This window comes from Pseudomonas sp. XP2, from assembly GCF_053557975.1.
Genome location: NZ_JBNRIK010000002.1, coordinates 128,258 through 153,710, shown reverse-complemented (window position 1 = coordinate 153,710; position 25,453 = coordinate 128,258). Strand labels below are relative to the sequence as shown.

The following is a 25,453-nucleotide window of genomic DNA, read 5'->3' as shown; positions in this document are numbered from 1 at the left end:
CGCTCCCACAAAATCCGCATCTACATGCTTAGCGATACAGATCTTCGCGCGTCCAGGGCAGGTCATGGTGCCCGTCGGCGTATGGCTTCACTGCCAAGATCTGGTGCAGGTTGATCCAGCCCTTCTCAAAGGCATAGGCACAACCTGCAAGGTACAGGCGCCAGATGCGCAGGGTTTTTTCCGGCACCAGCGCCGCCGCCTTGTGCAGCTGATTCTCCAGGTTTTCGCTCCAGTGATGCAGGGTCTTGGCGTAGTGCAGGCGCAGGCTTTCCACGTCTACCACCTCCAGTCCCGCTTCGCAGAGGCTGGCGCTGATCATCGACAGGTGAGGCAGCTCGCCATGGGGGAACACGTAGCGGTCGATGAACTCACCTGCGCCACGTCCGACCGGGCGGCCATCGACATGCTTGGCGGTGATCCCGTGGTTCATCACCAGCCCCCCTTCCCTCACGGCGCCGAACAGTTTCTGGCAATACAGCGCCAGGTTGGCATGCCCGACATGCTCGAACATACCAACGCTGACAACCTTGTCGAAGCGACCGTCTTGAGGCAGGTCACGGTAGTCGAGAATCTGCAGGTCGACCTTGTCGGCCAACCCTTCGGCCTTGACCCGCTGCCTGCCAAGCTTGAGCTGCTCCTTGCTCAAGGTGATGCCGAATACCTTGGCGTCATATTCCCGTGCAGCGAAGCGCGCAAGGCCACCCCAACCACAGCCCACGTCCAGCAGGTAGTCGCCGGCATTGAGGCGCAACTTGCGACACAGGTGGTCGAACTTGTCCTGCTGTGCCTGATCGAGCGTGTTATCAGGCTCGCGAAAGTAGGCGCACGAATAGGCCATGTCCTGATCCAGCCACAGCCGATAGAACGCGTTGGAAACATCGTAGTGATAGGAAATGGCTTCAGCGTCAGTGCTTTTGTCGTGAGCAAGCCGCGCCGGCGAAGCCTCTTCAAAATCAGGCAACAGCGCCTCGCTCAGCTCATCACATACCCGGATGGCTTCACCGATGTCGCCTTCCAGCTCCAGCTTGCCTTCGACGAACGCTGTGCCCAACTGCTCCAGGCTCGGGTGCGTCAACTGGCTGATCAACTGTGGCTCTTTGACCAGGATGGTGACCTGCGGGCTAGGCCCCAGATCGAACTGGTTACCGTCCCACAATTTCAGCCGCAGCGGCAGATGCAGGCTCTGCAGTGCAGGTGGAAGTTGCGCGAGCATGAACAACCCTCCCTATCCGTTTCTGGCTACAACGCCTGATATTTCGAACGTCGTCGGATCAGAGTAGTTCATTGGTGGGAGGTTTCCTCTAAACGAGACCAAGGTCTAGAACCAACTGATCTTATCCATACAGCAGATTGTATACAATTCTCGCATCTCAGCTTAACCTTGTGCCCCTCTCGCGCTTCTACATCCTGGAGTTGAACCCATGAAATCCTATGACGTGGTGATCATCGGCGGTGGCCCTGGCGGCTACAACGCAGCCATCCGCGCTGGCCAGCTTGGCCTGAGTGTTGCCTGCGTGGAAGGCCGCTCGACCTTGGGCGGCACTTGTTTGAACGTGGGCTGCATGCCCTCCAAGGCACTGTTGCATGCGTCCGAGCTGTACGAGGCCGCCAGCGGTGAAGAGTTCGCCCACCTCGGTATCGAAGTAAAGCCCACCCTTAACCTCGCCCAGATGATGAAACAGAAGGACGAGAGCGTGACCGGCCTGACCAAAGGTATCGAATACCTGTTCCGCAAGAACAAGGTCGACTGGATCAAAGGTTGGGGCCGCCTGGACGGCGTCGGCAAGGTTGTAGTAAAGGCTGAAGACGGCAGCGAAACTGCGCTGCAAGCCAAGGATGTGGTCATCGCCACCGGCTCGGAGCCCACCCCTCTGCCGGGGGTGACCATCGATAACCAGCGCATCATCGACTCGACCGGCGCACTGTCGCTGCCGCAAGTGCCCAAGCATCTGGTCGTCATCGGTGCCGGCGTGATCGGCCTTGAGTTGGGTTCCGTCTGGCGCCGCCTGGGCAGCCAAGTCACCGTCATCGAATACCTTGATCGCATCTGCCCAGGTACCGACACGGAAACCGCCAAGACCCTGCAAAAGGCACTCGCCAAGCAAGGCATGGTGTTCAAGCTGGGCAGCAAAGTGACTCAAGCCACTGCAAGTGCCGAGGGTGTGAGCCTGACGCTGGAGCCTGCTGCCGGCGGCACCGCAGAATCGCTGCAGGCCGATTACGTGCTGGTGGCTATCGGCCGCCGCCCTTATACCAAGGGGCTGAACCTTGAGAGCGTGGGCCTGGAAACCGACAAGCGCGGCATGCTCGGTAACGAACACCACCGCACTTCTGTGCCCGGTGTGTGGGTGATTGGTGACGTCACTTCCGGCCCGATGCTGGCGCACAAGGCCGAAGACGAAGCCGTAGCCTGCATCGAGCGTATTGCCGGCAAGCCCCACGAGGTCAACTACAACCTCATCCCTGGCGTGATCTACACCCGCCCGGAGTTGGCCACCGTGGGCAAGACCGAAGAGCAGCTCAAAGCCGAAGGGCGTGCTTATAAAGTCGGCAAATTCCCCTTCACCGCTAACAGCCGCGCCAAGATCAACCACGAGACCGAAGGCTTCGCCAAAGTCATCGCCGATGCCCAAACCGATGAAGTGCTAGGTGTGCACCTGGTGGGCCCAAGCGTCAGCGAGATGATCGGTGAGTTCTGTGTGGCCATGGAATTCTCGGCCTCGGCAGAAGACATCGCCCTGACCTGCCACCCCCACCCGACCCGCTCCGAGGCCTTGCGCCAGGCAGCGATGAATGTGGACGGCATGGCGATGCAGATCTGACAGTACCCCTCGCTCCCCAAGGCATTCGAGTCATATGTCCTGGGGCGCTATTGCCTGATCATCATTAAGCAAAAAGCCCTCCATATGGAGGGCTTTTTACCGGTCATGACAGCCTCTTACTCAACAGTCACCGACTTGGCCAGGTTACGCGGCTGATCCACGTCGGTGCCTTTGAGCACGGCCACGTAGTACGACAGCAGTTGCAGTGGAATGGTGTACAGGATCGGCGCCAGCGCATCGGCGATGTGCGGCACCTTGATCACGTGAGTGCCTTCACCATTGGTCATGCCAGCGTGCTCGTCGGCGAACACTACCAACTCGCCACCACGGGCACGCACTTCCTGCAGGTTGGACTTCAGCTTCTCCAGCAGTTCGTTGTTCGGGGCAACGGTAACCACCGGCATGTCGTTATCCACCAATGCCAACGGGCCGTGCTTCAACTCGCCTGCCGGGTACGCTTCAGCGTGGATGTAGGAGATTTCCTTGAGCTTGAGCGCACCTTCCATCGCCACCGGGTACTGTGCACCCCGGCCGAGGAATAAGGTGTGGTGCTTGTCGGCGAACAGCTCGGCGATTTTCTCGACAGTAGCGTCCATGGCCAGGGCTTCACCCAGGCGGGTCGGCAGGCGACGCAGCTCTTCAACCAGCTCGGCTTCGACGCCCTCTTCCAGAGTACCGCGCACTTGGCCCAGGGCCAAGGTCAGCAGCATCAGCGACACCAGCTGAGTGGTGAAGGCTTTGGTCGAGGCCACACCGATTTCCGGGCCGGCCAAGGTCAGCAGAGTCAGGTCCGACTCACGCACCAGCGAGCTGATGCCCACGTTGCAGATTGCCAGGCTGCCGAGGAAGCCCAGCTCCTTGGCGTTACGCAGCGCGGCCAGGGTGTCAGCAGTTTCGCCCGACTGCGAGATGGAGACGAACAGGGTATCCGGCTGCACCACGACCTTGCGGTAACGGAATTCGCTGGCCACTTCCACCTGACACGGGATGCCAGCCAGGCTTTCCAGCCAGTAACGGGCAACCATACCGGCGTGGTAGCTGGTACCACAGGCAACGATCTGCACGTTGCGCACTTTGGCGAACAGTTCGGCGGCCTGCGGGCCGAAGGCCTGTACCAACACGTTGTCCTTGCCCAGGCGGCCTTCCAGGGTGCGCTGGACCACGCTTGGCTGCTCGTGGATTTCCTTGAGCATGAAGTGGCGATAGTTGCCCTTGTCGGCAGCTTCAGCACCTTCATGGTACTGCACGGTTTCGCGTTGAACCTTGTTGCCTTGCTGGTCCCAGATGGTGACCTGGTCACGACGGATTTCAGCGATATCGCCTTCCTCCAGGTACATGAAGCGGTCGGTGACTTGGCGCAGCGCCAGCTGGTCGGAGGCCAGGAAGTTCTCGCCCAGGCCCAGGCCGATGACCAGCGGGCTGCCGCTGCGTGCAGCTACCAGGCGGTCAGGCTGCCCGGCGCTGATCAGTGCCAAGCCATAGGCGCCATGCAGGCGTTTCACCGCGGCTTTCAGGGCATCGGCCAGGTCCGGGATGCTCTTCAGGGTGTGGTGGATCAGGTGGACGATGACCTCGGTGTCAGTCTGCGAACTGAAGACGTAGCCCAGGCCTTTCAGCTCTTCGCGCAGCTCTTCGTGGTTTTCGATGATGCCGTTGTGCACCACAGCCACTTCATCGCCCGAGAAGTGCGGGTGGGCGTTGCCTTCGGTCGGCGCACCGTGGGTCGCCCAACGGGTGTGGGCAATACCCAGCTGACCTACCAGCGGGTCAGCGGCGACAGCAGCTTGCAACTCGCTCACCTTGCCGATACGGCGACGGCGCTCAAGTTCACCCGCCTGGGTCAGAACGGCCAGGCCGGCGCTGTCGTAACCACGGTACTCAAGACGCTTGAGGCCCTCGATCAGGATGGCTGTGATATTGCGCTCGGCGACAGCACCAACGATTCCACACATGTTTTATTTCTCCTGGCTGATCGCGGCGCAGATCAGGTTGATGCCGCGAGCTTGAATTTGTTCGCGTGCCGCTGCGGGCAGGCGCTCATCTGTAATAAGGGTGTGCACGCTGCTCCAGGGCAGCTCAAGGTTAGGGATCTTGCGCCCCACCTTGTCCGACTCGACCATTACGATCACTTCACGGGCGACTTCGGCCATGACCCGGCTCAACCCAAGCAACTCGTTGAAGGTGGTGGTCCCCCGGCCAAGGTCGATGCCGTCCGCACCGATGAACAGTTGGTCGAAATCGTAGGAGCGCAATACCTGCTCGGCGACCTGCCCCTGGAATGATTCAGAATGAGGGTCCCAGGTGCCACCGGTCATCAGCAGCACAGGCTCGTGTTCAAGGTCACAGATGGCACGGGCCACGTTCAGCGAATTGGTCATCACCACCAGGCCTGGCTGACGCCCTAGCTCGGGGATCATCGCGGCGGTGGTGCTGCCGCTGTCGATGATGATGCGCGCATGCTCGCGAATTCGCCCCACGGCGGCACGTGCGATGGCCTTCTTGTAGGAAGACACAGGTTGGGCAGGTTCACCCAGCAGTTCCTGCGGCACCGGGACCGCACCACCGTAACGGCGTAACAACAGACCGTTTGTTTCAAGGGCGGCGAGGTCTTTGCGAATGGTCACTTCCGAAGTCTCGAAACGCTTGGCCAAGGCGTCCACACTCACCTCGCCCTGCTCGCTGAGCAAAGCCAGGATATTGTGCCGCCGCTGTGGTGTGTTTCGTTTCGACATGAGCGCTTAAGTTTCGTTTCGAAAGATAATGGTTGCAATCAAAACCTAATACGCTTGTTTCGTCAAGCAGTGGCTGCCCTGTGGATAGTTTCTTCAGGTTTGGGGCGATCCCTCTGAAGGAGCGGCCAATAAAAAAAGCCGACTTATTCGCATAAGTCGGCTTTCGATCGAAGCAGCTGTGGGTAACTCAGCTCTTCTTGATTTTCTCCGGCCGCTTCCAGCCCGAGATGTTGCGCTGACGCGCGCGGCCCACAGCCAGGTCGCCGGCTTCGACGGCCTGTGTGATGGTCGAACCGGCTGCGGTGGTCGCACCGGCCTTGATTTCCACAGGCGCCACCAGCGAGTTGTTCGAACCGATAAACACGTCCTCGCCCATCACCGTCTTGAACTTGTTGGCGCCATCGTAGTTGCAGGTGATGGTACCGGCGCCGATATTGGTGCGTGCACCGATTTCAGCGTCGCCCAGGTAGGTGAGGTGACCTGCCTTGGCGCCTTCACCCAGGTGGGCGTTTTTCAGTTCGACGAAGTTACCCACATGGGCCTTGGCGTCCAGCACGCTGCCCGGGCGCAGGCGGGCGAACGGGCCTGCGTCGCTACCCTCGCCCATTACGGCACCTTCGAGGTGGCTGTTTGCCTTGACCACTGCGCCTTTGCGCAGGGTGGAGTTCTTGATCACGCAATTAGGACCAATCTGCACATCGTCCTCGATGACCACTTTGCCTTCGAGAATCACGTTGATGTCGATCAGTACGTCACGACCAACGGTCACTTCACCCCGTACGTCGAAGCGCGCCGGGTCGCGCAGGGTCACGCCCTGGGCCATCAGGCGGCGGCCTTCACGCAACTGGTAGTGGCGCTCCAGCTCCGACAGCTGGCGACGATCGTTGGCACCCTGCACTTCCATCGGGTCGTGTGGCTGTTCGGTGGCCACAACCAGGCCATCAGCCACTGCCATGGCGATAACGTCAGTCAGGTAGTACTCGCCCTGAGCATTGTTGTTCGACAGCCGGCCCATCCAGTCGGCCAAGCGCGCGGCTGGCAGCGCCAGAATACCGGTGTTGCCTTCCTTGATCGCTTTCTGCGCGTCGTTGGCGTCCTTGTGCTCAACGATGGCAGTCACCTTACCCTGCTCGTCACGCACGATGCGGCCATAGCCGGTCGGGTCATCGAGCGCGACGGTAAGCAGACCCAGTTGCTCAGCATTGGCCTTGGCCAGCAGACGCTGCAAGGTCTCCACTTCGATCAATGGTACATCGCCGTACAGTACCAGCACGGTGTCGGCGGTCACGGCTGGCAGAGCCTGGGCTACCGCATGGCCGGTGCCCAACTGTTTTTCCTGCATGACGAAGTTCAAGTCGTCAGCGGCCAGACGCTCGCGAACCAGCTCCGCACCATGGCCAATGACCACGTGGATACCTTGCGGCTGCAGTTGGCGCGCACTGTGGATAACATGGCCAAGCATGGAGTTGCCGGCTACCGGGTGCAGCACCTTGGGCAGCGCCGAGCGCATGCGAGTGCCTTGGCCCGCGGCGAGAATAACGATATCGAGTGACATTACTGGCTACCAATCCTGGGTGGTCAGTGAAATGACCGGGGAAATCAGAAAAAGAAAAAGGGTAGCCGAGGCTACCCTTTTACTCAATCGCAACAGAAGTTATCAGCCGAGGCCGATTACTTGCCTTTGCGCATTTGCTGGACGGTACGCAGCTGGGCTGCGGCCTCGGCCAGACGTGCGGCGGCGGCACCGTAGTCGAAGTCCGCGCCTTTCAGATTCAGGGCGTTCTCAGCAGCCTTGAGGGCTTCCTGAGCTTGCGCTTCATCCAGGTCTGCAGCACGTTGCACGGTATCGGCAAGCACCTTGACCATGTTCGGCTGAACCTCGAGGAAGCCACCAGAGATGTAGAACACCTCTTGGGCGCCACCCTGCTTGGTCAGCGTGATCGGACCTGGCTTCAGATTGGTGATCAGCGGCGCGTGGCCTGGAGCGATACCAAGATCACCCAGGTTACCGTGCGCAACCACCATCTCGACCAGACCGGAGAAAATTTCTCCTTCCGCGCTGACGATATCGCAATGGACTGTCATAGCCATCTGCTTGCCTCAACCTGATAGCGCCCCTTGCGGGGCGCAGGAATTACAGTTTCTTGGCTTTCTCGATCGCTTCGTCGATGCTGCCGACCATGTAGAACGCTTGTTCTGGCAGGTGGTCGTAGTCACCTTTGAGGATGCCGCTGAAGCCAGCGATGGTGTCTTTCAGGGAAACGTACTTGCCTGGCGAACCGGTGAAGACTTCGGCCACGAAGAACGGCTGCGACAGGAAGCGCTGGATCTTACGAGCGCGGGCTACCAGTTGCTTGTCGGTCTCGGACAGTTCGTCCATACCCAGGATCGCAATGATGTCCTTCAGCTCTTTGTAGCGCTGCAGAACATACTGAACGCCACGAGCAGTGTCGTAGTGCTCATTGCCGATCACGTTCGGGTCCAGCTGGCGCGAAGTCGAGTCCAGTGGGTCGACCGCTGGGTAGATACCCAGGGAGGCGATGTCACGGGACAGAACGACGGTGGCGTCCAAGTGGGCGAAGGTGGTCGCTGGCGACGGGTCGGTCAAGTCGTCCGCAGGTACGTATACGGCCTGTACGGAGGTGATCGAACCTTCCTTGGTGGAGGTGATGCGCTCTTGCAGAACGCCCATCTCTTCAGCCAGGGTCGGCTGGTAACCTACTGCCGAAGGCATACGGCCCAGCAGTGCGGATACTTCGGTACCGGCCAGGGTGTAACGATAGATGTTGTCGACGAACAGCAGAACGTCGTTACCTTCGTCACGGAACTTCTCAGCCATGGTCAGGCCGGTCAGCGCTACGCGCAGACGGTTTCCTGGTGGCTCGTTCATCTGACCGTAGACCAGCGCTACCTTGTCGAGAACGTTGGAGTCCTTCATCTCGTGGTAGAAGTCGTTACCCTCACGAGTACGCTCACCCACACCAGCGAACACGGAGTAACCGCTGTGTTCCATGGCGATGTTACGGATCAGTTCCATCATGTTTACGGTCTTGCCTACACCGGCACCACCGAACAGACCAACCTTACCACCCTTGGCGAACGGGCAAACCAGGTCGATAACCTTGATGCCGGTTTCCAGCAGGTCGTTGCCGCCTGCCTGGTCAGCGAACGAAGGCGCTGGCTGGTGGATACCGCGACGCTCTTCTTCGCCGATCGGGCCGGCTTCGTCGATCGGGTTGCCCAGTACGTCCATGATGCGGCCCAGGGTGGCCTTACCAACAGGAACGGAAATGGCAGCACCGGTGTCGACGACATCCAGACCGCGCTTCAGGCCTTCGGTCGAGCCCATCGCAATGGTACGAACCACGCCGTCGCCCAGCTGCTGCTGGACTTCGAGGGTGGTTTCCGCGCCTTGTACTTTCAGCGCGTTGTATACACTCGGCACGACGTCACGTGGGAATTCCACGTCGATGACGGCGCCGATGATTTGAACGATACGTCCGCTACTCATAGCTGGATCCTCTGAATATTTGAACCGTTAAACCGCGGCAGCGCCGCCGACGATTTCCGAGATCTCCTGGGTGATCGCAGCCTGACGCGCCTTGTTGTAGATCAACTGAAGCTCTTTGATCAAATCACCGGCGTTGTCTGTGGCGTTCTTCATCGCGATCATCCGGGCCGCTTGTTCAGCAGCGTTGTTCTCGACCACCGCCTGGTACACCTGCGACTCCACGTAACGCACCATCAAGCCGTCCAGCAGCTCTTTTGCGTCGGGTTCGTACAGGTAATCCCAGTGATGCTTGAGATCCTGATCCGGGGTTGCCACCAACGGTACCAATTGCTCGACCGTTGGCTTCTGGGTCATGGTGTTGATGAACTTGTTCGAAACCACGGAGAGGCGATCGATACGGCCGTCCAGGTAGGCGTCCAGCATCACTTTGACGGAGCCGATCAGATCGTTGATCGATGGCTCTTCACCCAAGTGGCTGATCGCTGCTACGACGTTACCGCCAAAGATGCGGAAGAAAGTCGCACCCTTGCTGCCGATCACGCACAGGTCGATTTCCACGCCCTGTTCGCGGTTTGCGTTCATGTCCTTGACCAGGGCCTTGAACAGGTTGGTGTTCAAGCCACCGCACAGACCACGGTCACTGCTCACCACGATATAACCGGTGCGCTTTACAGGGCGCTCGATCATGAATGGGTGGCGGTATTCCGGGTTGGCGTTGGCCAGATGACCGATCACCTGGCGGATACGCTCCGCGTAAGGACGGCTAGCAGCCATGCGCATTTGTGCCTTGCGCATCTTGCTGACCGCCACTTTCTCCATGGCGCTGGTAATTTTTTGCGTGCTTTTGATGCTCGCAATCTTACTGCGAATCTCTTTTGCGCCTGCCATGTATCACCTATCAGGTTAGCAAGCGGGGGCCTGAGCCCCCGCTGCGGCTTACCAGGTCTGGGTGGCCTTGAACTTCTCGATACCGGCTTTCAGGCCTGCGTCGATTTCGTCGTTGAAGTCACCCTTCACGTTGATCTTCGCCATCAGTTCAGCGTGATCACGGTTGAAGAAGGCGATCAGTGCTTGCTCGAAGCTGCCGATCTTGGAGACTTCTACGTCAGTCAGGAAGCCACGCTCAGCGGCGTACAGCGACAGAGCCATGTCCGCAATGGACATCGGCGCATACTGCTTCTGCTTCATCAGCTCGGTAACGCGCTGACCATGCTCCAGCTGCTTGCGGGTCGCCTCGTCCAGATCGGACGCGAACTGGGCGAATGCAGCCAGTTCACGGTACTGAGCCAGCGCGGTACGAATACCACCGGACAGCTTCTTGATGATCTTGGTCTGAGCGGCACCACCCACACGGGATACCGAAACACCGGCGTTCACTGCAGGGCGGATGCCCGAGTTGAACATGGCCGATTCCAGGAAGATCTGACCGTCGGTGATGGAAATCACGTTGGTCGGAACGAACGCGGAAACGTCGCCTGCCTGGGTTTCGATGATCGGCAGAGCGGTCAGGGAACCGGTTTTGCCAGTGACAGCACCGTTGGTGAACTTCTCGACGTACTCTTCCGAAACGCGCGATGCACGCTCCAGCAGACGGGAGTGGAGATAGAACACGTCGCCTGGGTACGCTTCACGTCCTGGTGGACGGCGCAGCAACAGGGAGATCTGACGGTAGGCAACGGCCTGCTTGGACAGGTCATCGTAAACGATCAGTGCGTCTTCACCGCGGTCACGGAAGAACTCGCCCATGGTGCAACCGGCGTATGGCGCCAGGAATTGCAGTGCGGCGGATTCCGAAGCACTGGCAACAACCACGATGGTGTTGGCCAGGGCGCCGTTTTCTTCCAGCTTGCGAACGATGTTGGCAACGGTGGAACGCTTCTGGCCGACAGCTACATAAACACAGAAAATACCGGAGTCTTTCTGGTTGATGATGGCGTCGATGGCCATGGCGGTCTTGCCGATCTGACGGTCGCCAATGATCAGCTCACGCTGGCCACGGCCGACAGGGATCATGGCGTCGACGGATTTGTAGCCAGTCTGTACAGGCTGGTCTACCGACTTACGCCAGATCACGCCTGGAGCAACTTTCTCGACTGCGTCGGTCTGGGTGTTGCCCAGAGGACCTTTGCCGTCGATCGGGTTACCCAGTGCGTCGACGACGCGACCCAGCAGTTCCTTACCAACCGGAACTTCCAGGATGCGGCCGGTGCACTTGGCGCTCATGCCTTCGGCGAGGGTGTCGTAGGCACCCAGGATCACTGCACCTACGGAGTCTTGCTCCAGGTTCAGTGCCATGCCGTAGACGCCGCCCGGGAACTCGATCATTTCGCCGTACATGACGTCGGCCAGACCGTGGATCCGCACGATACCGTCGGAAACCGAAACGACGGTACCTTCGTTACGGGCTTGGGAGCTCACATCGAGGTTATCGATGCGGCCCTTGATGATTTCACTAATTTCGGAAGGATTGAGTTGCTGCATTGCTCTGCTGCCCCTTCAAACTCAAGATTTCAATGCTTCGGCCAGTTTCGCGATTTTGCCGCGAACAGAGCCATCGATTACCAGGTCACCAGCGCGGATGACGACGCCGCCAATCAGGCTGGCATCCTCCGACGCGTGCAGGCGCACTTCCTGGCCTAACCGTGCACTGAGAACCTTGGCGAGTTTGTCTTGCTGTTCTTGGTTCAACGCGAAGGCACTGGTGACTTCCACGTCCACGGATTTCTCTTGTTCTGCCTTGTACAGGTCAAACAGAGCGGCAATCTCCGGCAGAAGCAGGAGACGGTCGTTTTCCGCGGCAACATGAATGAAATTCTGTGCCTGTGCATTGAACTTGTCACCGCACACGTCAATGAACGTGGCGGCCTTTTCTGCGCTCGTCAGTCGCGGGGCCTTGAGCAGGCGCTGCATGGTGTCGTCTTGCGACACCGCAGCAGCCAGGCCGAGCATGGCTGACCAATTGGCCAGTTGCTGATGGGCCTGGGCATGCTCAAAGGCAGCCTTAGCGTAAGGTCGGGCCAACGTGGTCAGTTCTGCCATGATCGCCCTCGCTTAAATTTCAGCGGCCAGTTTGTTAACCAGCTCCGCATGCGCGTTTTGATCGATTGTGGCGCCAAGGATCTTTTCAGCACCGCCAACGGCCAGAGCACCCACTTGGGCACGCAGGGCGTCTTTAGCGCTGTTCAGTTCCTGTTCGATCTCGGCCAGAGCCTGAGCCTTCACACGGTCAGCTTCGACGCGGGCCTGTTCACGGGCTTCCTCGACAAGCTGAGCAGCGCGTTTCTTGCTTTGCTCAATGATTTCGGCTGCCTGGGCTTTAGCTTCACGCAGTTGCTGGCCCGCTTTCTCTTGGGCCAGCTCCAGGTCGCGAGCTGCGCGGTTGGCAGCGTCCAAGCCGTCGGCAATCTTCTTTTGGCGCTCTTGCAGGGCAGTGATGACCGGAGGCCATACATACTTCATGCAGAAGAGTACAAAAATCAGGAAAGCAACGGATTGGCCAATCAGGGTTGCATTAATGTTCACGCCAACACCTCGCTCGGTCTTAATTCATACAGCCATCAACTCGTGGTGACGAGTGATTAGCCGGCGATCTGACCAACGAACGGATTCGCGAAGGTGAAGAACAGAGCGATACCAACACCGATCATGGTTACGGCGTCGAGCAGACCGGCAACGATGAACATTTTAACCTGCAGCATCGGAACCATTTCTGGTTGACGAGCAGCGCCTTCCAGGAATTTGCCGCCCAGCAGGCCGAAACCAATGGCGGTACCCAGAGCACCCAGGCCGATCAGCAGAGCAACAGCGATAGCGGTCAGACCAACTACAGTTTCCATCTTTCCTCCCGACTTTTACGTCGTATTGGTTAGGTTTTTAGTTTGAAGCGGTAAAACAAATCGTTTGGTACAGCATGCCCTTGCGGACTTTTTAAGCCCTCCCCCCGAACGGGCGGGGAAGGCTATCAGACACGCCAGGCGGTCTTAATGGTTATCTTCGTGCGCCATCGACAGGTAGACGATGGTCAGCATCATGAAGATGAAAGCTTGCAGGGTGATGATCAGGATGTGGAACACAGCCCACGCCCATTGCAGCACCACACCCAGGCCGCTGAGCCACAGCAGGCCGGAGCCGAACATCACAGCGATCAGGATGAACACCAGTTCGCCGGCATACATGTTGCCGAACAGACGCAGTGCCAGCGAGATCGGCTTGGCGATCAGGGTGACGAATTCCAGCAGGAAGTTGACCGGAATCAGCAGGATCTGCACGAAGATGTTCTTGCTGCCGAACGGGTGCAGGGTCAGCTCACCGATGAAGCCGCCCAGGCCCTTGACCTTGATGCTGTAGAAGATGATCAGGGCAAACACGCTGAAGGCCATGGCCAGGGTCGCGTTCGGGTCGGTGGTCGACACGGCGCGGAACGGAATGTGCGGATCACCGGAGATCAGGATGGCCAGCTGAGGAATCCAGTCGACCGGTACCAGGTCGACGGCGTTCATCAGGAATACCCAGACGAAGATGGTCAGCGCCAGCGGTGCGATTACCGGGCTACGGCCGTGGAAGGAGTCCTTCACGCTGCCGTTGACGAAATCGACCATCACTTCCACGAAGTTCTGCAGACCGCCAGGCTGGCCGGAAGTCGCCTTCTTTGCCGCCATGCGGAAAATGAACAGGAAGATCAGACCCAGCGCGACGGACCAACCCAGGGTGTCCAGGTGGAACGCCCAGAAGCCCATTGCCTTGGCTTCTGCAGCCGAATGGGCAAAGCCCCAGCTGCCGTCTGGTAGTTGACCGTAGGTCAGGTTCTGCAAGTGGTGCTGGATATAGCCCGAAGCGGTTTCTGCTGCCATGGTTGCCTCAAACGCCCTAAGGTCTCGAAAGTCTTTTATTCATCAGCAGGGGCGCGAACCAGCTGACCAAAAGGGTCAACACGAAGACGCCGAATACTGCTAACGGCGCCAGTGGCTTCACTCCTGCGAAGGTCAGTGCAAAAAGCACTGCCGTCAAAATCATCTTGCCTGCCTCGCCAGCGTAAAACGACTTGACGATGGCTTGTGCTGCCCGAGCTCCGCTGAAGCGAAAAGCATTCCAGGCGAAATACACATTGGGCAGCCACGCAATCAAACCTCCGCAAAGGCCTGAATATCCACTGACCGCCCCTTTCCACTGCCACAACACCAGGGTTGCCAGCAGCAGTACGACGAATTGAGCCAGCAGTACCGGAAAAACCGCCCAGCGATGGAAAGGCAGGCGGTTTGGCGTGCGGATTTCCATCACAACTGCTCCTCGGAAGTCGACCAACAAGTCAGCTATGACTTGGCATAATTTGTGCCGACAAAATGCGCGCAGAGTATAGGGGTGGATTAACCCCTATTCAACTCTTCGTAGTGATTTCCGACTGCGCGCTACAACAGGAATTGTTTCAGCGGATGTGAGCAAGCACGCCTTGCAACTCGTCAAGCGAGTTGTAACGAATAACCAACTGCCCCTTGCCCTTGTTGCCATGACGGATCTGAACGGCCGAGCCCAGGCGCTCTGCGAGCCGCTGTTCAAGGCGTGCGATATCCGGATCAGGTTTGCTCGGTTCGACCGGATCAGGCTTGTCACTGAGCCACTGACGAACCAGTGCCTCGGTTTGGCGCACAGTGAGGCCACGTGCGACAACATGACGCGCCCCCTCCTCCTGACGATTCTCGTCCAGGCCGAGCAATGCGCGTGCGTGCCCCATCTCCAGGTCGCCGTGGGCGAGCATGGTCTTGATCGCCTCAGGCAAGGTGATCAGGCGCAGCAGGTTGGCCACGGTTACCCGCGACTTGCCGACGGCATCGGCCACCTGTTGCTGGGTAAGTTCGAATTCCTGCTGCAGACGCTGCAGGGCCATGGCCTCTTCCAACGGGTTGAGGTCTTCGCGCTGGATGTTCTCGATCAGCGCCATGGCAATGGCGGCTTCATCGGGCACTTCGCGGACCATGGCCGGAATCGTGTCCAGGCCAGCCTGCTGGGTCGCGCGCCAGCGGCGCTCACCGGCGATGATCTCATAGCGGTTGTCGCCAATCGGGCGGACCACGATCGGTTGCATCACGCCATGGCTGCGAATCGAGTGCGCGAGCTCTTCCAGCGCCTGCGGATCCATGTCCCGACGTGGCTGGTACTTGCCACGCTGAATCAGCTCGACCGGCAGGTGTTGCAGTTCTTTCTGGTCGATCTTCACAGCCTGCTCTTCGAGCGCGCTGACGGAAGGACCACTGAGCAGTGCATCCAACCCACGTCCGAGACCCCGTTTCTTGACGGCCATACGGATTCCTTAAGTTGTCTGTGCAGTGCGTGATTGACGGCGTTGACGGCGAACCAGTTCCCCCGCCAGGGCCAGGTAAGCCAGCGCGCCGCGCGATTGCTTGTCGTAAGCCAGGGCCGGCATGCCAAAGCTGGGGGCCTCGGCTAGGCGAATGTTGCGCGGAATGACCGTGTCGTACAGCTGCGGGCCAAAGTGTTCTTTCAGCTGCGCCGAAACATCATTGTTCAGGCTCAGGCGAGGATCGTACATGGTCCGCAACAGGCCCTCGATCTTCAGCTCCGGATTCAACCGGGCGGCGATGCGCTTGATGTTATCCACAAGGTCGCTAAGACCTTCCAGTGCGTAGTACTCGCACTGCATGGGGATGATCACGCCATCGGAAGCGACCAGGGCGTTTAGCGTGAGCATCGACAGCGACGGCGGGCAGTCGATGAGGATGAAGTCGTAGTTCTCGCGGATTGGCGCCAGGGCGTTACGCAGACGGCTTTCCTTGACCTGCATTTCCAGCAGCACCACCTCGGCGGCGGTCAGGTCGCGGTTGGCCGGCAGCAACTGGAACCCGCCGTGCTCGGAGTAATGCATGGCCTGAGCCAGGTCGCACTCCCCGATCAGCAGGTCGTAGACCGAGTGCTCGAGCTCGTGCTTGTCCACGCCGCTGCCCATGGTGGCGTTGCCCTGCGGATCGAGGTCGATCAGCAGGACACGACGCTTGGTCGCGGCCAGCGAGGCGGCGAGATTGATACAGGTGGTGGTCTTGCCTACACCACCTTTCTGGTTCGCGATTGCGAATACCTTAGCCATTGATGCGCGTGTTCCCAGTCATGCCTTGCGGCGCAGTATCAGCAGATGGCGCTGGCCCTGGCAACCCGGAACGGTCAGGGCCTGTTCGCTTTCCACTGTGAAGTCTGCGGGCAATGCTACCAGTTCATCGGCAGGATGCAGCCCCTTCATTGCAAGCCATTGCGTCCCGGTGTCGCCCAGATGGCGGGTCCAGTTGGTGAAGTTCTCCATGCTGCTGAAGGCGCGGGAGATGATTCCGTCGAACGGCTGAGCCGGCTGAAAGGCTTCGACCCTGCTGTGGATAACCGTGAGGTTGTCCAGTTTGAGTTCCATTTTCACCTGGGTGAGGAAGCGGGTCTTCTTGCCGTTGGCGTCCAACACCGTCACGCGCTTGTGCGGATGCAGGATAGCCAACGGGATACCCGGCATGCCACCGCCGCTGCCGACATCCAGCCAGTTTTGACACTCGCTGTGGATAAACGGCATGACGCTCAGGCTGTCGAGCAGATGGCGCGACACCATCTCGTCCGGGTCGCGCACAGCAGTGAGGTTGTAGGCTTTGTTCCATTTGATCAACAGGGCCAGGTAGCCGAGCAATTTCTCGTGATGCTCTGCGCTCAGCTCTACACCAAGCTGGCGCGCACCTGTGGACAACTCTTCAGCGTGTTGCGGGGTGACCAGGGAACTCAAGCGCTTTGCTCCAATTCGCGGCCAGCGCCGCGTTTTTTCAAGTAAATCAGCAACAGGGAAATCGCCGCCGGGGTCACGCCGGGAATGCGCGAAGCCTGGCCCAGGGTTTCCGGGCGGGTCTGGCCAAGCTTGCCCTGGATCTCTTTGGACAAGCCAGAAATCGTCGAATAGTCGATATCCACAGGCAGACGGGTGTCTTCACTGGCGCGCAAGCGAGCGATTTCATCCTGCTGGCGGTCGATGTAGCCCGCGTACTTGATGCGGATCTCGACCTGCTCGGCGACCTGTGGATCGATCGCTTCACCGCCGGTCGCCTCGATCAGCCCCGCGTAGTCGATCTCCGGGCGCGCCAGCAGGTTGAGCAGGCTGTACTCGTGGCTGAGTGGCGTGCCGAACTTATCCACAATGGCCTGGCCTTGGTCGGTGTTCGGCCGAACCCAGGTCGACTTCAGGCGCTGTTCCTCACGCTCGATGCCGTCACGCTTGGCGCAGAAAGCGGCCCAGCGCTGGTCGTCGATCAGGCCCAGTTCACGGCCTTTCTCGGTCAGACGCAGGTCGGCGTTGTCTTCGCGCAGGATCAGGCGGTACTCGGCGCGCGAAGTGAACATGCGGTACGGCTCCTGGGTACCCAGGGTGATCAGGTCGTCGACCAGCACACCGATGTACGCCTCGTCGCGGCGCGGGCACCAGCTGTCGCGGCCCTGTGCGCGCAATGCGGCGTTGGTCCCGGCCAGCAGGCCCTGGGCACCGGCTTCTTCGTAACCGGTGGTGCCGTTGATCTGCCCGGCGAAGAACAGGCCGCCGATGACTTTGGTCTCGAGGCTGTACTTGAGGTCACGCGGGTCGAAGTAGTCGTACTCGATTGCGTAACCCGGGCGGACGATGTGGGCATTTTCCATGCCGCGGATCGAACGCACCAGCTCCAGCTGCACGTCGAACGGCAGCGAAGTGGAAATACCGTTGGGGTACAGCTCATGGGTGTTCAGGCCTTCCGGCTCGATGAACACCTGATGGCTTTCCTTGTCGGCGAAGCGGTGGATCTTGTCTTCGATCGATGGGCAATAGCGCGGACCGACGCCTTCGATTACGCCCGAGTACATCGGCGAGCGGTCAAGGTTCGAGGCGATGATCTCGTGGGTACGCGCATTGGTGTGGGTAATCCAGCAGCTCACCTGCCGTGGGTGCATCTGGGCATTGCCCATGAACGACATGACCGGGATCGGCGTATCACCTGGCTGTTCGGTCATCACCGAGAAGTCCACCGAGCGGCCATCGATGCGTGGCGGCGTCCCGGTTTTCAGGCGGCCGACGCGCAGCGGCAGTTCACGCATGCGGTGGGCCAGGGCGATCGAAGGCGGATCACCGGCGCGACCACCGGAATGGTTTTGCAGGCCAATGTGGATAAGCCCGCCCAGGAAGGTGCCGGTGGTCAGTACTACGGATTCTGCGAAGAAACGCAAACCCATCTGGGTAACCACGCCCTTGACCTGATCCTGCTCGACGATCAGGTCGTCGCAGGACTGCTGGAATATCCACAGGTTCGGCTGATTTTCCAGGATTTCACGCACGACCGCCTTGTAAATGGCGCGGTCGGCCTGTGCACGGGTGGCACGTACCGCCGGGCCCTTGCGGTTGTTCAGAACGCGGAACTGGATGCCGCTCTTGTCGGTAGCCATTGCCATGGCGCCGCCAAGGGCATCGATCTCTTTGACCAAATGGCTTTTGCCAATACCGCCGATGGCGGGGTTGCAGCTCATGTGACCGAGGGTTTCCACGTTATGGGTCAGCAGCAGGGTTTTCACACCCATGCGTGCGGACGCAAGCGCAGCCTCGGTACCGGCATGGCCGCCGCCGATGACGATCACTTCAAAACGGGAAGGGAAATCCACCACGCACCTCGTGCCTGTTTTTGCGAATAGAGAAGGTAAGCCGACAAGTATAGGGACTTCACCCCCTTTAAAGAAACCGTCTGAGCAAATTTTGACCAGTCTGTGGATGAGTGGCAGACAACAGAAATCAACAAGAAGAAATTTATAAAAGCTTTGTTTTTATGTTTATTCTTATGCACAACGATATCTGTGGATAAAGCTTTCTATCCCTTGAATATCGCTGTGTAGAGAGAAATTAAACCCTGTGTCTGGAGTGCCATGAGGGCTATGGATAACGTCATTTAGCCTGTGGATTAAATGGCCTTTTACCCACAGGCGGGTTTGTCCTCAGAAAAAAAGCCTGTTTATCAACTGAGCTGAAGGGGAGTTTTCCACAGGGCTCCTGAGTACACATTTCAGGCTGAGCAGGAAAATTTTGTCGAGCCAGCGACCAGAGAGGGTCCAGGTGGAGCGGGCAAGCCCGCTAAAGGGGGGTTATATCCACAGAGGTTCAGGCTTGTAATGGCCTCTTCACGGGCATGCGCGCTCCCCACAAGTGCTTCGTTCGCCTGGCCGAGGTCATCTCCTGCAACGAATTTCAGGCAAAAAAAAGCCGCTCCCGAAGGAGCGGCGCTTGGTCTTGCCGGGCTGTGGATTACTTGCCGATGCAGAAGCTGGAGAAAATCCGCCCCAGCAGGTCATCCGAGCTGAATGCTCCTGTGATTTCCCCCAGCGCATGCTGTGCCTGGCGCAAATCCTCAGCCAGAAGCTCCCCTGCGCCCGCCAATGTCAGCTGAGCACGGCCATGCTCCAGGTGCTCGCTGGCCTGGCGCAAAGCATCCAAATGGCGCCTGCGGGCGCTGAAACCGCTCTCTGAGGTCTGTTCGTAACCCATGCAGGCCTTCAGATGGTCACGTAGCAGTTGCAACCCTGTGTCGTCGCCCTTGGCGCTGAGAGTAATGGTCACATGGCCATCCTCGCACTGTTCCAGCGCTACCCGCTCACCACTCAGGTCGGCTTTGTTGCGAATCAGCGTGACCTTGGCCGGGTCCGGCCGCTGAGCGAGAAACTCGGGCCACAAGGCGAACGGGTCGCTGGCCTCGGGCGCAGTGGAGTCGACCACCAGCAACACACGATCAGCCTCGCCAATGGCCTTCAGGGCGCGTTCTACGCCGATCTTTTCCACATGATCGTCGGTGTCACGCAACCCGGCAGTATCGACCACGTGCAGCGGCATGCCGTCGATGTGGATATGTTCGCGCAGGATGTCCCGGGTGGTGCCGGCGATATCGGTGACAATGGCCGCTTCGCGGCCAGCCAGCTGGTTCAGCAGGCTCGACTTGCCGGCATTCGGCCGCCCGGCGATGACCACAGTCATGCCGTCACGCAGCAAGGCACCCTGCCCGGCCTCACGTTGCACGGTGGATAACTCGCCGCGCACTGCATCGAGCATCGACAGGACGTGGCCATCGGCGAGGAAGTCGATCTCCTCTTCGGGGAAGTCGATTGCTGCCTCGACGTAGATGCGCAGGGCGATCAGCGCCTCGGTCAGGCTGTGCACACGCTTGGAGAATTCCCCTTGCAGTGAGCGCAGGGCGTTGCGTGCCGCCTGACTGGAGCTGGCCTCGATCAGGTCGGCAATGGCTTCGGCCTGGGCCAGGTCGAGCTTGTCGTTGAGGAACGCGCGTTCGCTGAATTCACCTGGGCGGGCCAGGCGACAGCCAACTTGTACACAGCGCTGCAGCAGCATGTCCAGGACCACCGGGCCACCGTGGCCCTGCAGTTCAAGCACATCTTCGCCGGTGAACGAGTTCGGCCCAGGGAAGAACAACGCAATCCCCTCGTCAAGCACCAGCCCTTCATCGTCGCGGAACGGGCCGTAATGGGCATGGCGAGGGGTCAGCGTACGACCGGTGATCAACTGCCCGGCCTTGCCAGCCAAAGGGCCGGACAACCTGACAATACCCACACCACCGCGGCCTTGGGCGGTAGCGATGGCGGCGATGGTTTCACGCACAGTGTTCATGCTCGAAAGCCTCTACGACAAAAACGACAGATAGCAAAAACGCCCCACTAGGGGGCGTTTTTTATTCACAGGCTAGCGTACTAGCCCGTCAAGCAGCAGCTTTTTTGGTGGCTGCTTCGATACGGCGAGTGATGTACCACTGCTGCGAAATCGACAGGCAGTTGTTCACAACCCAGTACAGCACCAGACCAGCCGGGAACCACAGGAAGAAGAAGGTGAAGATGATCGGCATCATTTTCATCACCTTGGCCTGCATCGGATCCGGCGGCGTCGGGTTCAGGCGCTGCTGGATGAACATGGTGGCGCCCATGATGATCGGCAGGATGAAGAACGGATCCTTGATCGACAGGTCGGTAATCCACAGCATCCATGGGGCCTGGCGCATTTCCACGCTTTCCAGCAGTACCCAGTAGAGGGCCAGGAATACCGGCATCTGTACCAGGATCGGCAGGCAGCCGCCCAGCGGGTTGATCTTCTCTTTCTTGTACAGCTCCATCATCGCCTGGGACATCTTCTGGCGATCGTCACCGAAGCGTTCCTTCAGCGCAGCGAGCTTGGGCGCCACAGCACGCATGCGCGCCATGGAGCGGTAGCTGGCAGCCGACAGCGGGAAGAACAGGCCTTTGATCAGCATGGTCAGCACGATGATCGACCAGCCCCAGTTACCCAGCAGGCTGTGGATATGTTGCAGCAGCCAGAAGATCGGCTGGGCGATGAACCACAGGAAGCCGTAGTCGACGGTCAGTTCCAGGCCTGGGGACAACTCTTTGAGCTTGGACTGGATCTTCGGGCCGGCGTACAGCATGGCGCTGGTTTCGACCTTGCCACCAGCAGGGACGCTGAGGGCTGGGCCGGTGTAGCCGATGATGTAGTTGCCCTGGCTGTCCTTGCGAGTCTGGACAACGTTGTTGTCCGACTTGGCCGGAATCCAGGCGGTCACGAAGTAGTGCTGCAGCCAGGCAACCCAGCCGCCGGACACATTTTCTTTCAAACTACCTTTGTCGATGTCCTTCATCGAGACCTTTTTGTAAGGCTCGGAAGCTGTCCACAGGGCTGCGCCCAGGTAGGTGGCAGTGCCAGTGGCAGTGCTCGAGGACGGATCGCCGCTGGCGTCGCGCTTGAGCTGGGCAAACATGTTGCCGCTCCAGGCCTGGTCGCTCTGGTTGTCGATCAGGTAGCTGACGTTCAGGTCGTACTCACCGCGCTTGAAGCTGAAGCGCTTGATGTAGTTGACACCGTTGTCGCTGAACTTCAGATCGACCACCAGTTGTTCCTGGCCGTCGGCCAACTGGTAGCTTTTCTGTTCGGCGGCATACAGCGGACGGCCGCTGGCGCGGGCATCCGGGCCGTTGGCACCGGTCAGGCCGCTTTGTGCCAGGTAAACGCGCTCACCACCGTTGTCGAACAACTGGAATGGAATGTTCGGGTGGTCTTGACGGCGCGGGTACTTCGGCAGGTTCAACTGGACAATGTCACCACCGACCGGATCGATAGCCAGTTCCAGGACGTCGGTCTTGACTCGGATCAGGTCCTTGCTGAGTGCAACCGGTGCCAGTTCGGCGGGGCTCGATTCGGCGTTGGCGCTTGGTACATCGGCGCTGGCGCCGTTGTTACCAGCCGGCACGCCATCAGGCAAACCCGGAGCAACAGTGCTGGCAGCAGTATTCTGAGTCGGCAGGGCAGCCTGACCGTAGTCATCGTTCCACTTCAGGACCATGACGTAGGACACGACTGCCAGCGCGGCGATCAGGATCGTGCGTTTAATATCCATGATTACTCGGCTATCGAAGAAGTTCGGGAGGAAGGAGCGGGGGGAACGGGGTCGAAACCGCCGTCATTCCACGGATGACAACGCCCCAGGCGACGAACGGCCAGCCACCCACCACGCCAGAGGCCATGGTTTTCGATGGCTTCATACGCGTAACAGGAGCAACTGGGGAAAAAACGACAGTGATTGGCCATCAGAGGACTAATGGCGTAACGGTAAAACTGGATCGGAACGAGCGCCAGTTTACGCATCTTGGCTGTCTACCCCTACGGAATTGGCGGTGACTGCTGGGGTCGGCCGGCTACGTGCCAGGCGTTTCCAGAGTTTGCCAAAGTGTTGGTGCAATTCCGGGTTTTCTACCTCACCCAATCCCTTGCGCGCGACGATCACGATGTCCAACCCGGCAAGCAATTGCTGGTTCAGACGAAAGGAATCGCGCATCAAGCGCTTGAGGCGGTTGCGTTGAACGGCGAGCTTGACGCTCTTCTTGCCAATCACCAGGCCTAGACGTGGGTGATCGAGACCGTTCTCGCGAGCAAGGATCAGCAGGTTTTTCCCTGGAACCTTGCCGGTTGGGGAGTCGAAGACCGCTTTGAAGTGTCGGGGTGTAAGCAGTCGCTTTTCCCGACTGAAGTCCTGACTCACCACCTGTGCCGAAAAATCAAATGGCCAGACGCTTACGGCCTTTGGCACGACGACGCGACAGAACAGCACGGCCGTTCTTGGTAGCCATACGGGCACGGAAACCGTGGGTGCGGGCGCGCTTGATGGTGCTTGGTTGGAAAGTACGTTTCATGGCGTGTTACCTGGTTTGTCGACGACGGGCCGGGATGGCCCCCTTTTTAAGAGACCGGCGATTCTAGAGAAAGCAAGCCCATAGGTCAATTTCCAACCAGCTATTCCCTATAGGGCGTGTGATGGACGGTGCCTGCTCGGTCATCCTCCAGAGGGTGGTTGATCGGACACACGAATCGGGGACAACATGAAAAAAAAGAAGAGACATATAAAAAGCTTTTCTGAATAACTTATAAATCTTAGGTGGATAACCTTCTGTGGATAACATCCTGTAGGCCAGTAATCACGCGCTGTACAGAGTTTCAAAACCTTGTTCTCATCCCGTGCTGCGCTTGTTTTCATCGTGGTCGAAACCTGTGGATTAAAATGCCGCTTATCCACAGCAGAGTTATCAACAGATTTGAGCCCAGGGTTGTGCATAGCCCTCATGGTCGCTTATCCACAGAGCTTATGCACAGTGAGGCAAAGCCTTTTTGGTCGATAAATGGCTGTTTTGTCATGGTTCCTAACGTGTCCACATGTGGATAACTGAACGCTCGACCGGTACAATGGCGGTTTGCTTTTGCCTCATCCGGCTTTCAAACTCAGGGGATATCCGTGTCAGTGGAACTTTGGCAGCAGTGCGTGGAGCTTCTGCGCGATGAACTGCCTGCCCAGCAATTCAACACCTGGATCCGTCCGCTACAGGTCGAAGCCGAAGGCGACGAGTTGCGCGTTTATGCGCCTAACCGTTTCGTTCTCGATTGGGTCAATGAAAAGTACCTGGGCCGCTTGCTCGAGCTATTGGGTGAAAACGGCAGCGGCATTGCGCCTGCCCTTTCCTTATTAATAGGCAGCCGCCGCAGCTCGGCCCCACGCGCCGCGCCCAACGCGCCTGTCAGCGCCGCGGTGGCCGCTTCGCTGGCGCAGACCCGCTCGCAGAGCCAGGTACAAAAGCCTGTGCCGGTAGCGGCAGCGGTCGAACCCGTTGCGGTAACGGCCAACGAGCCTGTGCTGGTCAATGAACTGGCAGAGCCGTCCTCGCGTGACAGCTTCGATGCCATGGCCGAGCCCGTTTCGCCGCCAGCCGCCAATGCCCGGACCGAACAGCGCACCGTACAGGTGGAAGGTGCGCTCAAGCACACCAGCTACCTGAACCGCACCTTCACCTTCGACACCTTCGTCGAAGGTAAGTCGAACCAGTTGGCGCGCGCGGCTGCCTGGCAGGTGGCTGATAACCCCAAGCATGGCTATAACCCGCTGTTCCTTTATGGCGGCGTTGGCTTGGGTAAAACCCACCTTATGCATGCTGTGGGTAACCACCTGCTGAGGAAGAATCCGAACGCCAAGGTCGTGTACCTGCACTCGGAGCGCTTCGTTGCAGACATGGTCAAGGCGCTGCAGCTCAACGCCATCAACGAATTCAAGCGCTTCTACCGTTCGGTGGATGCGTTGCTGATCGACGATATTCAGTTCTTTGCCCGCAAAGAGCGCTCGCAGGAAGAGTTTTTCCACACTTTCAACGCCCTGCTTGAGGGCGGCCAGCAGGTAATCCTTACCTCTGACCGTTACCCCAAGGAGATCGAAGGCCTGGAAGAGCGCCTGAAATCGCGCTTTGGTTGGGGGCTGACCGTGGCTGTCGAGCCTCCAGAGCTGGAGACTCGCGTAGCGATCCTGATGAAGAAGGCCGACCAGGCCAAGGTCGAGCTGCCACATGATGCGGCGTTCTTCATTGCCCAGCGCATTCGCTCGAACGTGCGTGAGCTGGAAGGTGCGCTGAAGCGGGTGATTGCCCACTCGCACTTCATGGGCCGCGATATCACCATCGAGCTGATCCGTGAGTCGCTGAAAGACCTGCTGGCGCTGCAAGATAAACTGGTCAGTGTGGATAACATTCAGCGCACCGTTGCCGAGTACTACAAGATCAAGATCTCTGATCTGTTGTCCAAGCGTCGTTCGCGTTCTGTCGCGCGTCCACGTCAGGTGGCCATGGCCCTGTCCAAGGAGCTGACCAACCACAGCCTGCCGGAAATCGGCGACATGTTCGGTGGTCGCGACCACACGACCGTGCTGCACGCCTGCCGCAAGATCAACGAATTGAAGGAATCCGACGCGGACATCCGCGAGGACTACAAGAACCTGCTGCGGACGCTGACGACCTGATGGCCGTCTGCGCAGCTAATTGAA

Annotated in this window: 24 protein-coding genes; 2 read left to right on the top strand and 22 right to left on the bottom strand. The window is 59.0% G+C overall.

All coding sequences use genetic code 11. The features are described from left to right. Positions 1–28: 28 nt before the first annotated feature. Positions 29–1,213, bottom strand: coding sequence for a C17 cyclopropane fatty acid synthase CfaB (gene cfaB / locus ACK1VC_RS03550; RefSeq protein ID WP_016489886.1), 1,185 nt, complete (start codon positions 1,211–1,213; stop codon positions 29–31). 208 nt (positions 1,214–1,421) lie between these two features. Here cfaB and lpdA point away from each other — a divergent pair, with 208 nt between their 5' ends. Next, complete coding sequence (lpdA, locus tag ACK1VC_RS03545; protein ID WP_016489887.1) at positions 1,422–2,822, top strand: dihydrolipoyl dehydrogenase; 1,401 nt, start codon at positions 1,422–1,424, stop codon at positions 2,820–2,822. Positions 2,823–2,938: 116 nt separating this feature from the next. Here lpdA and glmS read toward each other — a convergent pair whose 3' ends face one another. The 21 genes from glmS to rpmH all read right to left on the bottom strand — a co-directional run bounded on the left by glmS (position 2,939) and on the right by rpmH (position 23,288). After that, on the bottom strand, positions 2,939–4,774 hold the full coding sequence (gene glmS / locus ACK1VC_RS03540) for a glutamine--fructose-6-phosphate transaminase (isomerizing) (RefSeq protein ID WP_023048578.1): 1,836 nt from the start codon (positions 4,772–4,774) through the stop codon (positions 2,939–2,941). Positions 4,775–4,777: 3 nt separating this feature from the next. After that, on the bottom strand, positions 4,778–5,554 hold the full coding sequence (locus tag ACK1VC_RS03535; protein WP_191087117.1) for a DeoR/GlpR family DNA-binding transcription regulator: 777 nt from the start codon (positions 5,552–5,554) through the stop codon (positions 4,778–4,780). Between the two features lie 187 nt (positions 5,555–5,741). Then, a complete protein-coding gene (gene glmU, locus ACK1VC_RS03530) occupies positions 5,742–7,109 on the bottom strand; it encodes a bifunctional UDP-N-acetylglucosamine diphosphorylase/glucosamine-1-phosphate N-acetyltransferase GlmU (protein ID WP_191087118.1) in 1,368 nt (455 codons plus the stop codon). Positions 7,110–7,225: 116 nt separating this feature from the next. Next, positions 7,226–7,645 carry a F0F1 ATP synthase subunit epsilon gene (locus tag ACK1VC_RS03525; RefSeq protein WP_016489909.1) on the bottom strand — a complete coding sequence of 140 codons (420 nt, stop codon included), beginning with the start codon at positions 7,643–7,645 and terminating at the stop codon, positions 7,226–7,228. 43 nt (positions 7,646–7,688) lie between these two features. Continuing rightward, complete coding sequence (gene atpD, locus ACK1VC_RS03520; protein ID WP_016489910.1) at positions 7,689–9,065, bottom strand: F0F1 ATP synthase subunit beta; 1,377 nt, start codon at positions 9,063–9,065, stop codon at positions 7,689–7,691. 27 nt (positions 9,066–9,092) lie between these two features. Continuing rightward, entirely contained in the window at positions 9,093–9,953 is an 861-nt protein-coding gene (gene atpG, locus ACK1VC_RS03515) for a F0F1 ATP synthase subunit gamma (protein WP_016489911.1), read from the bottom strand. Between the two features lie 48 nt (positions 9,954–10,001). Further along, positions 10,002–11,546, bottom strand: coding sequence for a F0F1 ATP synthase subunit alpha (atpA, locus tag ACK1VC_RS03510; protein WP_012274911.1), 1,545 nt, complete (start codon positions 11,544–11,546; stop codon positions 10,002–10,004). 21 nt (positions 11,547–11,567) lie between these two features. Continuing rightward, positions 11,568–12,104 (bottom strand): F0F1 ATP synthase subunit delta, encoded by a 537-nt coding sequence (locus tag ACK1VC_RS03505; RefSeq protein WP_003253191.1) that lies wholly within the window; start codon positions 12,102–12,104, stop codon positions 11,568–11,570. 12 nt (positions 12,105–12,116) lie between these two features. Beyond that, the gene (locus ACK1VC_RS03500; RefSeq protein WP_003253189.1) at positions 12,117–12,587 is read right to left on the bottom strand and encodes a F0F1 ATP synthase subunit B; all 471 of its coding nucleotides are present in this window, start codon (positions 12,585–12,587) and stop codon (positions 12,117–12,119) included. Between the two features lie 56 nt (positions 12,588–12,643). Continuing rightward, complete coding sequence (atpE, locus tag ACK1VC_RS03495) at positions 12,644–12,901, bottom strand: F0F1 ATP synthase subunit C (protein WP_003097235.1); 258 nt, start codon at positions 12,899–12,901, stop codon at positions 12,644–12,646. A gap of 144 nt (positions 12,902–13,045) precedes the next feature. Then, positions 13,046–13,915 (bottom strand): F0F1 ATP synthase subunit A, encoded by an 870-nt coding sequence (gene atpB / locus ACK1VC_RS03490; RefSeq protein ID WP_016489912.1) that lies wholly within the window; start codon positions 13,913–13,915, stop codon positions 13,046–13,048. Between the two features lie 16 nt (positions 13,916–13,931). After that, positions 13,932–14,339 (bottom strand): F0F1 ATP synthase subunit I, encoded by a 408-nt coding sequence (locus ACK1VC_RS03485; protein ID WP_449117849.1) that lies wholly within the window; start codon positions 14,337–14,339, stop codon positions 13,932–13,934. A 148-nt stretch (positions 14,340–14,487) separates the two neighbouring features. Then, positions 14,488–15,360 carry a ParB/RepB/Spo0J family partition protein gene (locus ACK1VC_RS03480; RefSeq protein ID WP_016489913.1) on the bottom strand — a complete coding sequence of 291 codons (873 nt, stop codon included), beginning with the start codon at positions 15,358–15,360 and terminating at the stop codon, positions 14,488–14,490. Between the two features lie 9 nt (positions 15,361–15,369). After that, complete coding sequence (locus tag ACK1VC_RS03475; RefSeq protein ID WP_016489914.1) at positions 15,370–16,161, bottom strand: ParA family protein; 792 nt, start codon at positions 16,159–16,161, stop codon at positions 15,370–15,372. An 18-nt stretch (positions 16,162–16,179) separates the two neighbouring features. Further along, the gene (gene rsmG, locus ACK1VC_RS03470; protein WP_016489915.1) at positions 16,180–16,830 is read right to left on the bottom strand and encodes a 16S rRNA (guanine(527)-N(7))-methyltransferase RsmG; all 651 of its coding nucleotides are present in this window, start codon (positions 16,828–16,830) and stop codon (positions 16,180–16,182) included. Continuing rightward, positions 16,827–18,719, bottom strand: a complete 1,893-nt coding sequence (gene mnmG, locus ACK1VC_RS03465; RefSeq protein WP_191087119.1) for a tRNA uridine-5-carboxymethylaminomethyl(34) synthesis enzyme MnmG — start codon at positions 18,717–18,719, stop codon at positions 16,827–16,829. The genes rsmG and mnmG overlap by 4 nt, the downstream gene beginning before the upstream one ends. 634 nt (positions 18,720–19,353) lie before the next feature. Continuing rightward, complete coding sequence (gene mnmE / locus ACK1VC_RS03460; protein WP_016489917.1) at positions 19,354–20,724, bottom strand: tRNA uridine-5-carboxymethylaminomethyl(34) synthesis GTPase MnmE; 1,371 nt, start codon at positions 20,722–20,724, stop codon at positions 19,354–19,356. Positions 20,725–20,812: 88 nt separating this feature from the next. Further along, positions 20,813–22,495: a membrane protein insertase YidC gene (gene yidC, locus ACK1VC_RS03455; protein WP_016502301.1), complete on the bottom strand. Its 1,683-nt coding sequence runs from the start codon at positions 22,493–22,495 to the stop codon at positions 20,813–20,815. 2 nt (positions 22,496–22,497) lie between these two features. Then, positions 22,498–22,743, bottom strand: coding sequence for a membrane protein insertion efficiency factor YidD (yidD, locus tag ACK1VC_RS03450; RefSeq protein WP_015268406.1), 246 nt, complete (start codon positions 22,741–22,743; stop codon positions 22,498–22,500). Next, positions 22,736–23,140 carry a ribonuclease P protein component gene (gene rnpA / locus ACK1VC_RS03445; protein WP_016489919.1) on the bottom strand — a complete coding sequence of 135 codons (405 nt, stop codon included), beginning with the start codon at positions 23,138–23,140 and terminating at the stop codon, positions 22,736–22,738. The genes yidD and rnpA overlap by 8 nt, the downstream gene beginning before the upstream one ends. 13 nt (positions 23,141–23,153) lie before the next feature. Beyond that, complete coding sequence (gene rpmH, locus ACK1VC_RS03440) at positions 23,154–23,288, bottom strand: 50S ribosomal protein L34 (protein WP_003253163.1); 135 nt, start codon at positions 23,286–23,288, stop codon at positions 23,154–23,156. A 596-nt stretch (positions 23,289–23,884) separates the two neighbouring features. Here rpmH and dnaA point away from each other — a divergent pair. Then, entirely contained in the window at positions 23,885–25,429 is a 1,545-nt protein-coding gene (gene dnaA, locus ACK1VC_RS03435) for a chromosomal replication initiator protein DnaA (protein WP_016489920.1), read from the top strand. Positions 25,430–25,453: the final 24 nt, after the last annotated feature.

Coding starts and splice junctions, on each gene's coding strand:
- ACK1VC_RS03525 (WP_016489909.1), bottom strand. CDS start 7,645: ATGGCTATGACAGTCCATTGCGATATCGTCAGCGCGGAAGGAGAAATT.
- mnmE (WP_016489917.1), bottom strand. CDS start 20,724: ATGAACACTGTGCGTGAAACCATCGCCGCCATCGCTACCGCCCAAGGC.
- atpG (WP_016489911.1), bottom strand. CDS start 9,953: ATGGCAGGCGCAAAAGAGATTCGCAGTAAGATTGCGAGCATCAAAAGC.
- glmU (WP_191087118.1), bottom strand. CDS start 7,109: ATGTCACTCGATATCGTTATTCTCGCCGCGGGCCAAGGCACTCGCATG.
- ACK1VC_RS03485 (WP_449117849.1), bottom strand. CDS start 14,339: ATGGAAATCCGCACGCCAAACCGCCTGCCTTTCCATCGCTGGGCGGTT.
- atpD (WP_016489910.1), bottom strand. CDS start 9,065: ATGAGTAGCGGACGTATCGTTCAAATCATCGGCGCCGTCATCGACGTG.
- yidD (WP_015268406.1), bottom strand. CDS start 22,743: ATGCGTAAACTGGCGCTCGTTCCGATCCAGTTTTACCGTTACGCCATT.
- ACK1VC_RS03505 (WP_003253191.1), bottom strand. CDS start 12,104: ATGGCAGAACTGACCACGTTGGCCCGACCTTACGCTAAGGCTGCCTTT.
- yidC (WP_016502301.1), bottom strand. CDS start 22,495: ATGGATATTAAACGCACGATCCTGATCGCCGCGCTGGCAGTCGTGTCC.
- lpdA (WP_016489887.1), top strand. CDS start 1,422: ATGAAATCCTATGACGTGGTGATCATCGGCGGTGGCCCTGGCGGCTAC.
- atpB (WP_016489912.1), bottom strand. CDS start 13,915: ATGGCAGCAGAAACCGCTTCGGGCTATATCCAGCACCACTTGCAGAAC.
- atpE (WP_003097235.1), bottom strand. CDS start 12,901: ATGGAAACTGTAGTTGGTCTGACCGCTATCGCTGTTGCTCTGCTGATC.
- ACK1VC_RS03475 (WP_016489914.1), bottom strand. CDS start 16,161: ATGGCTAAGGTATTCGCAATCGCGAACCAGAAAGGTGGTGTAGGCAAG.
- cfaB (WP_016489886.1), bottom strand. CDS start 1,213: ATGCTCGCGCAACTTCCACCTGCACTGCAGAGCCTGCATCTGCCGCTG.
- atpA (WP_012274911.1), bottom strand. CDS start 11,546: ATGCAGCAACTCAATCCTTCCGAAATTAGTGAAATCATCAAGGGCCGC.
- rpmH (WP_003253163.1), bottom strand. CDS start 23,288: ATGAAACGTACTTTCCAACCAAGCACCATCAAGCGCGCCCGCACCCAC.
- glmS (WP_023048578.1), bottom strand. CDS start 4,774: ATGTGTGGAATCGTTGGTGCTGTCGCCGAGCGCAATATCACAGCCATC.
- ACK1VC_RS03535 (WP_191087117.1), bottom strand. CDS start 5,554: ATGTCGAAACGAAACACACCACAGCGGCGGCACAATATCCTGGCTTTG.
- ACK1VC_RS03480 (WP_016489913.1), bottom strand. CDS start 15,360: ATGGCCGTCAAGAAACGGGGTCTCGGACGTGGGTTGGATGCACTGCTC.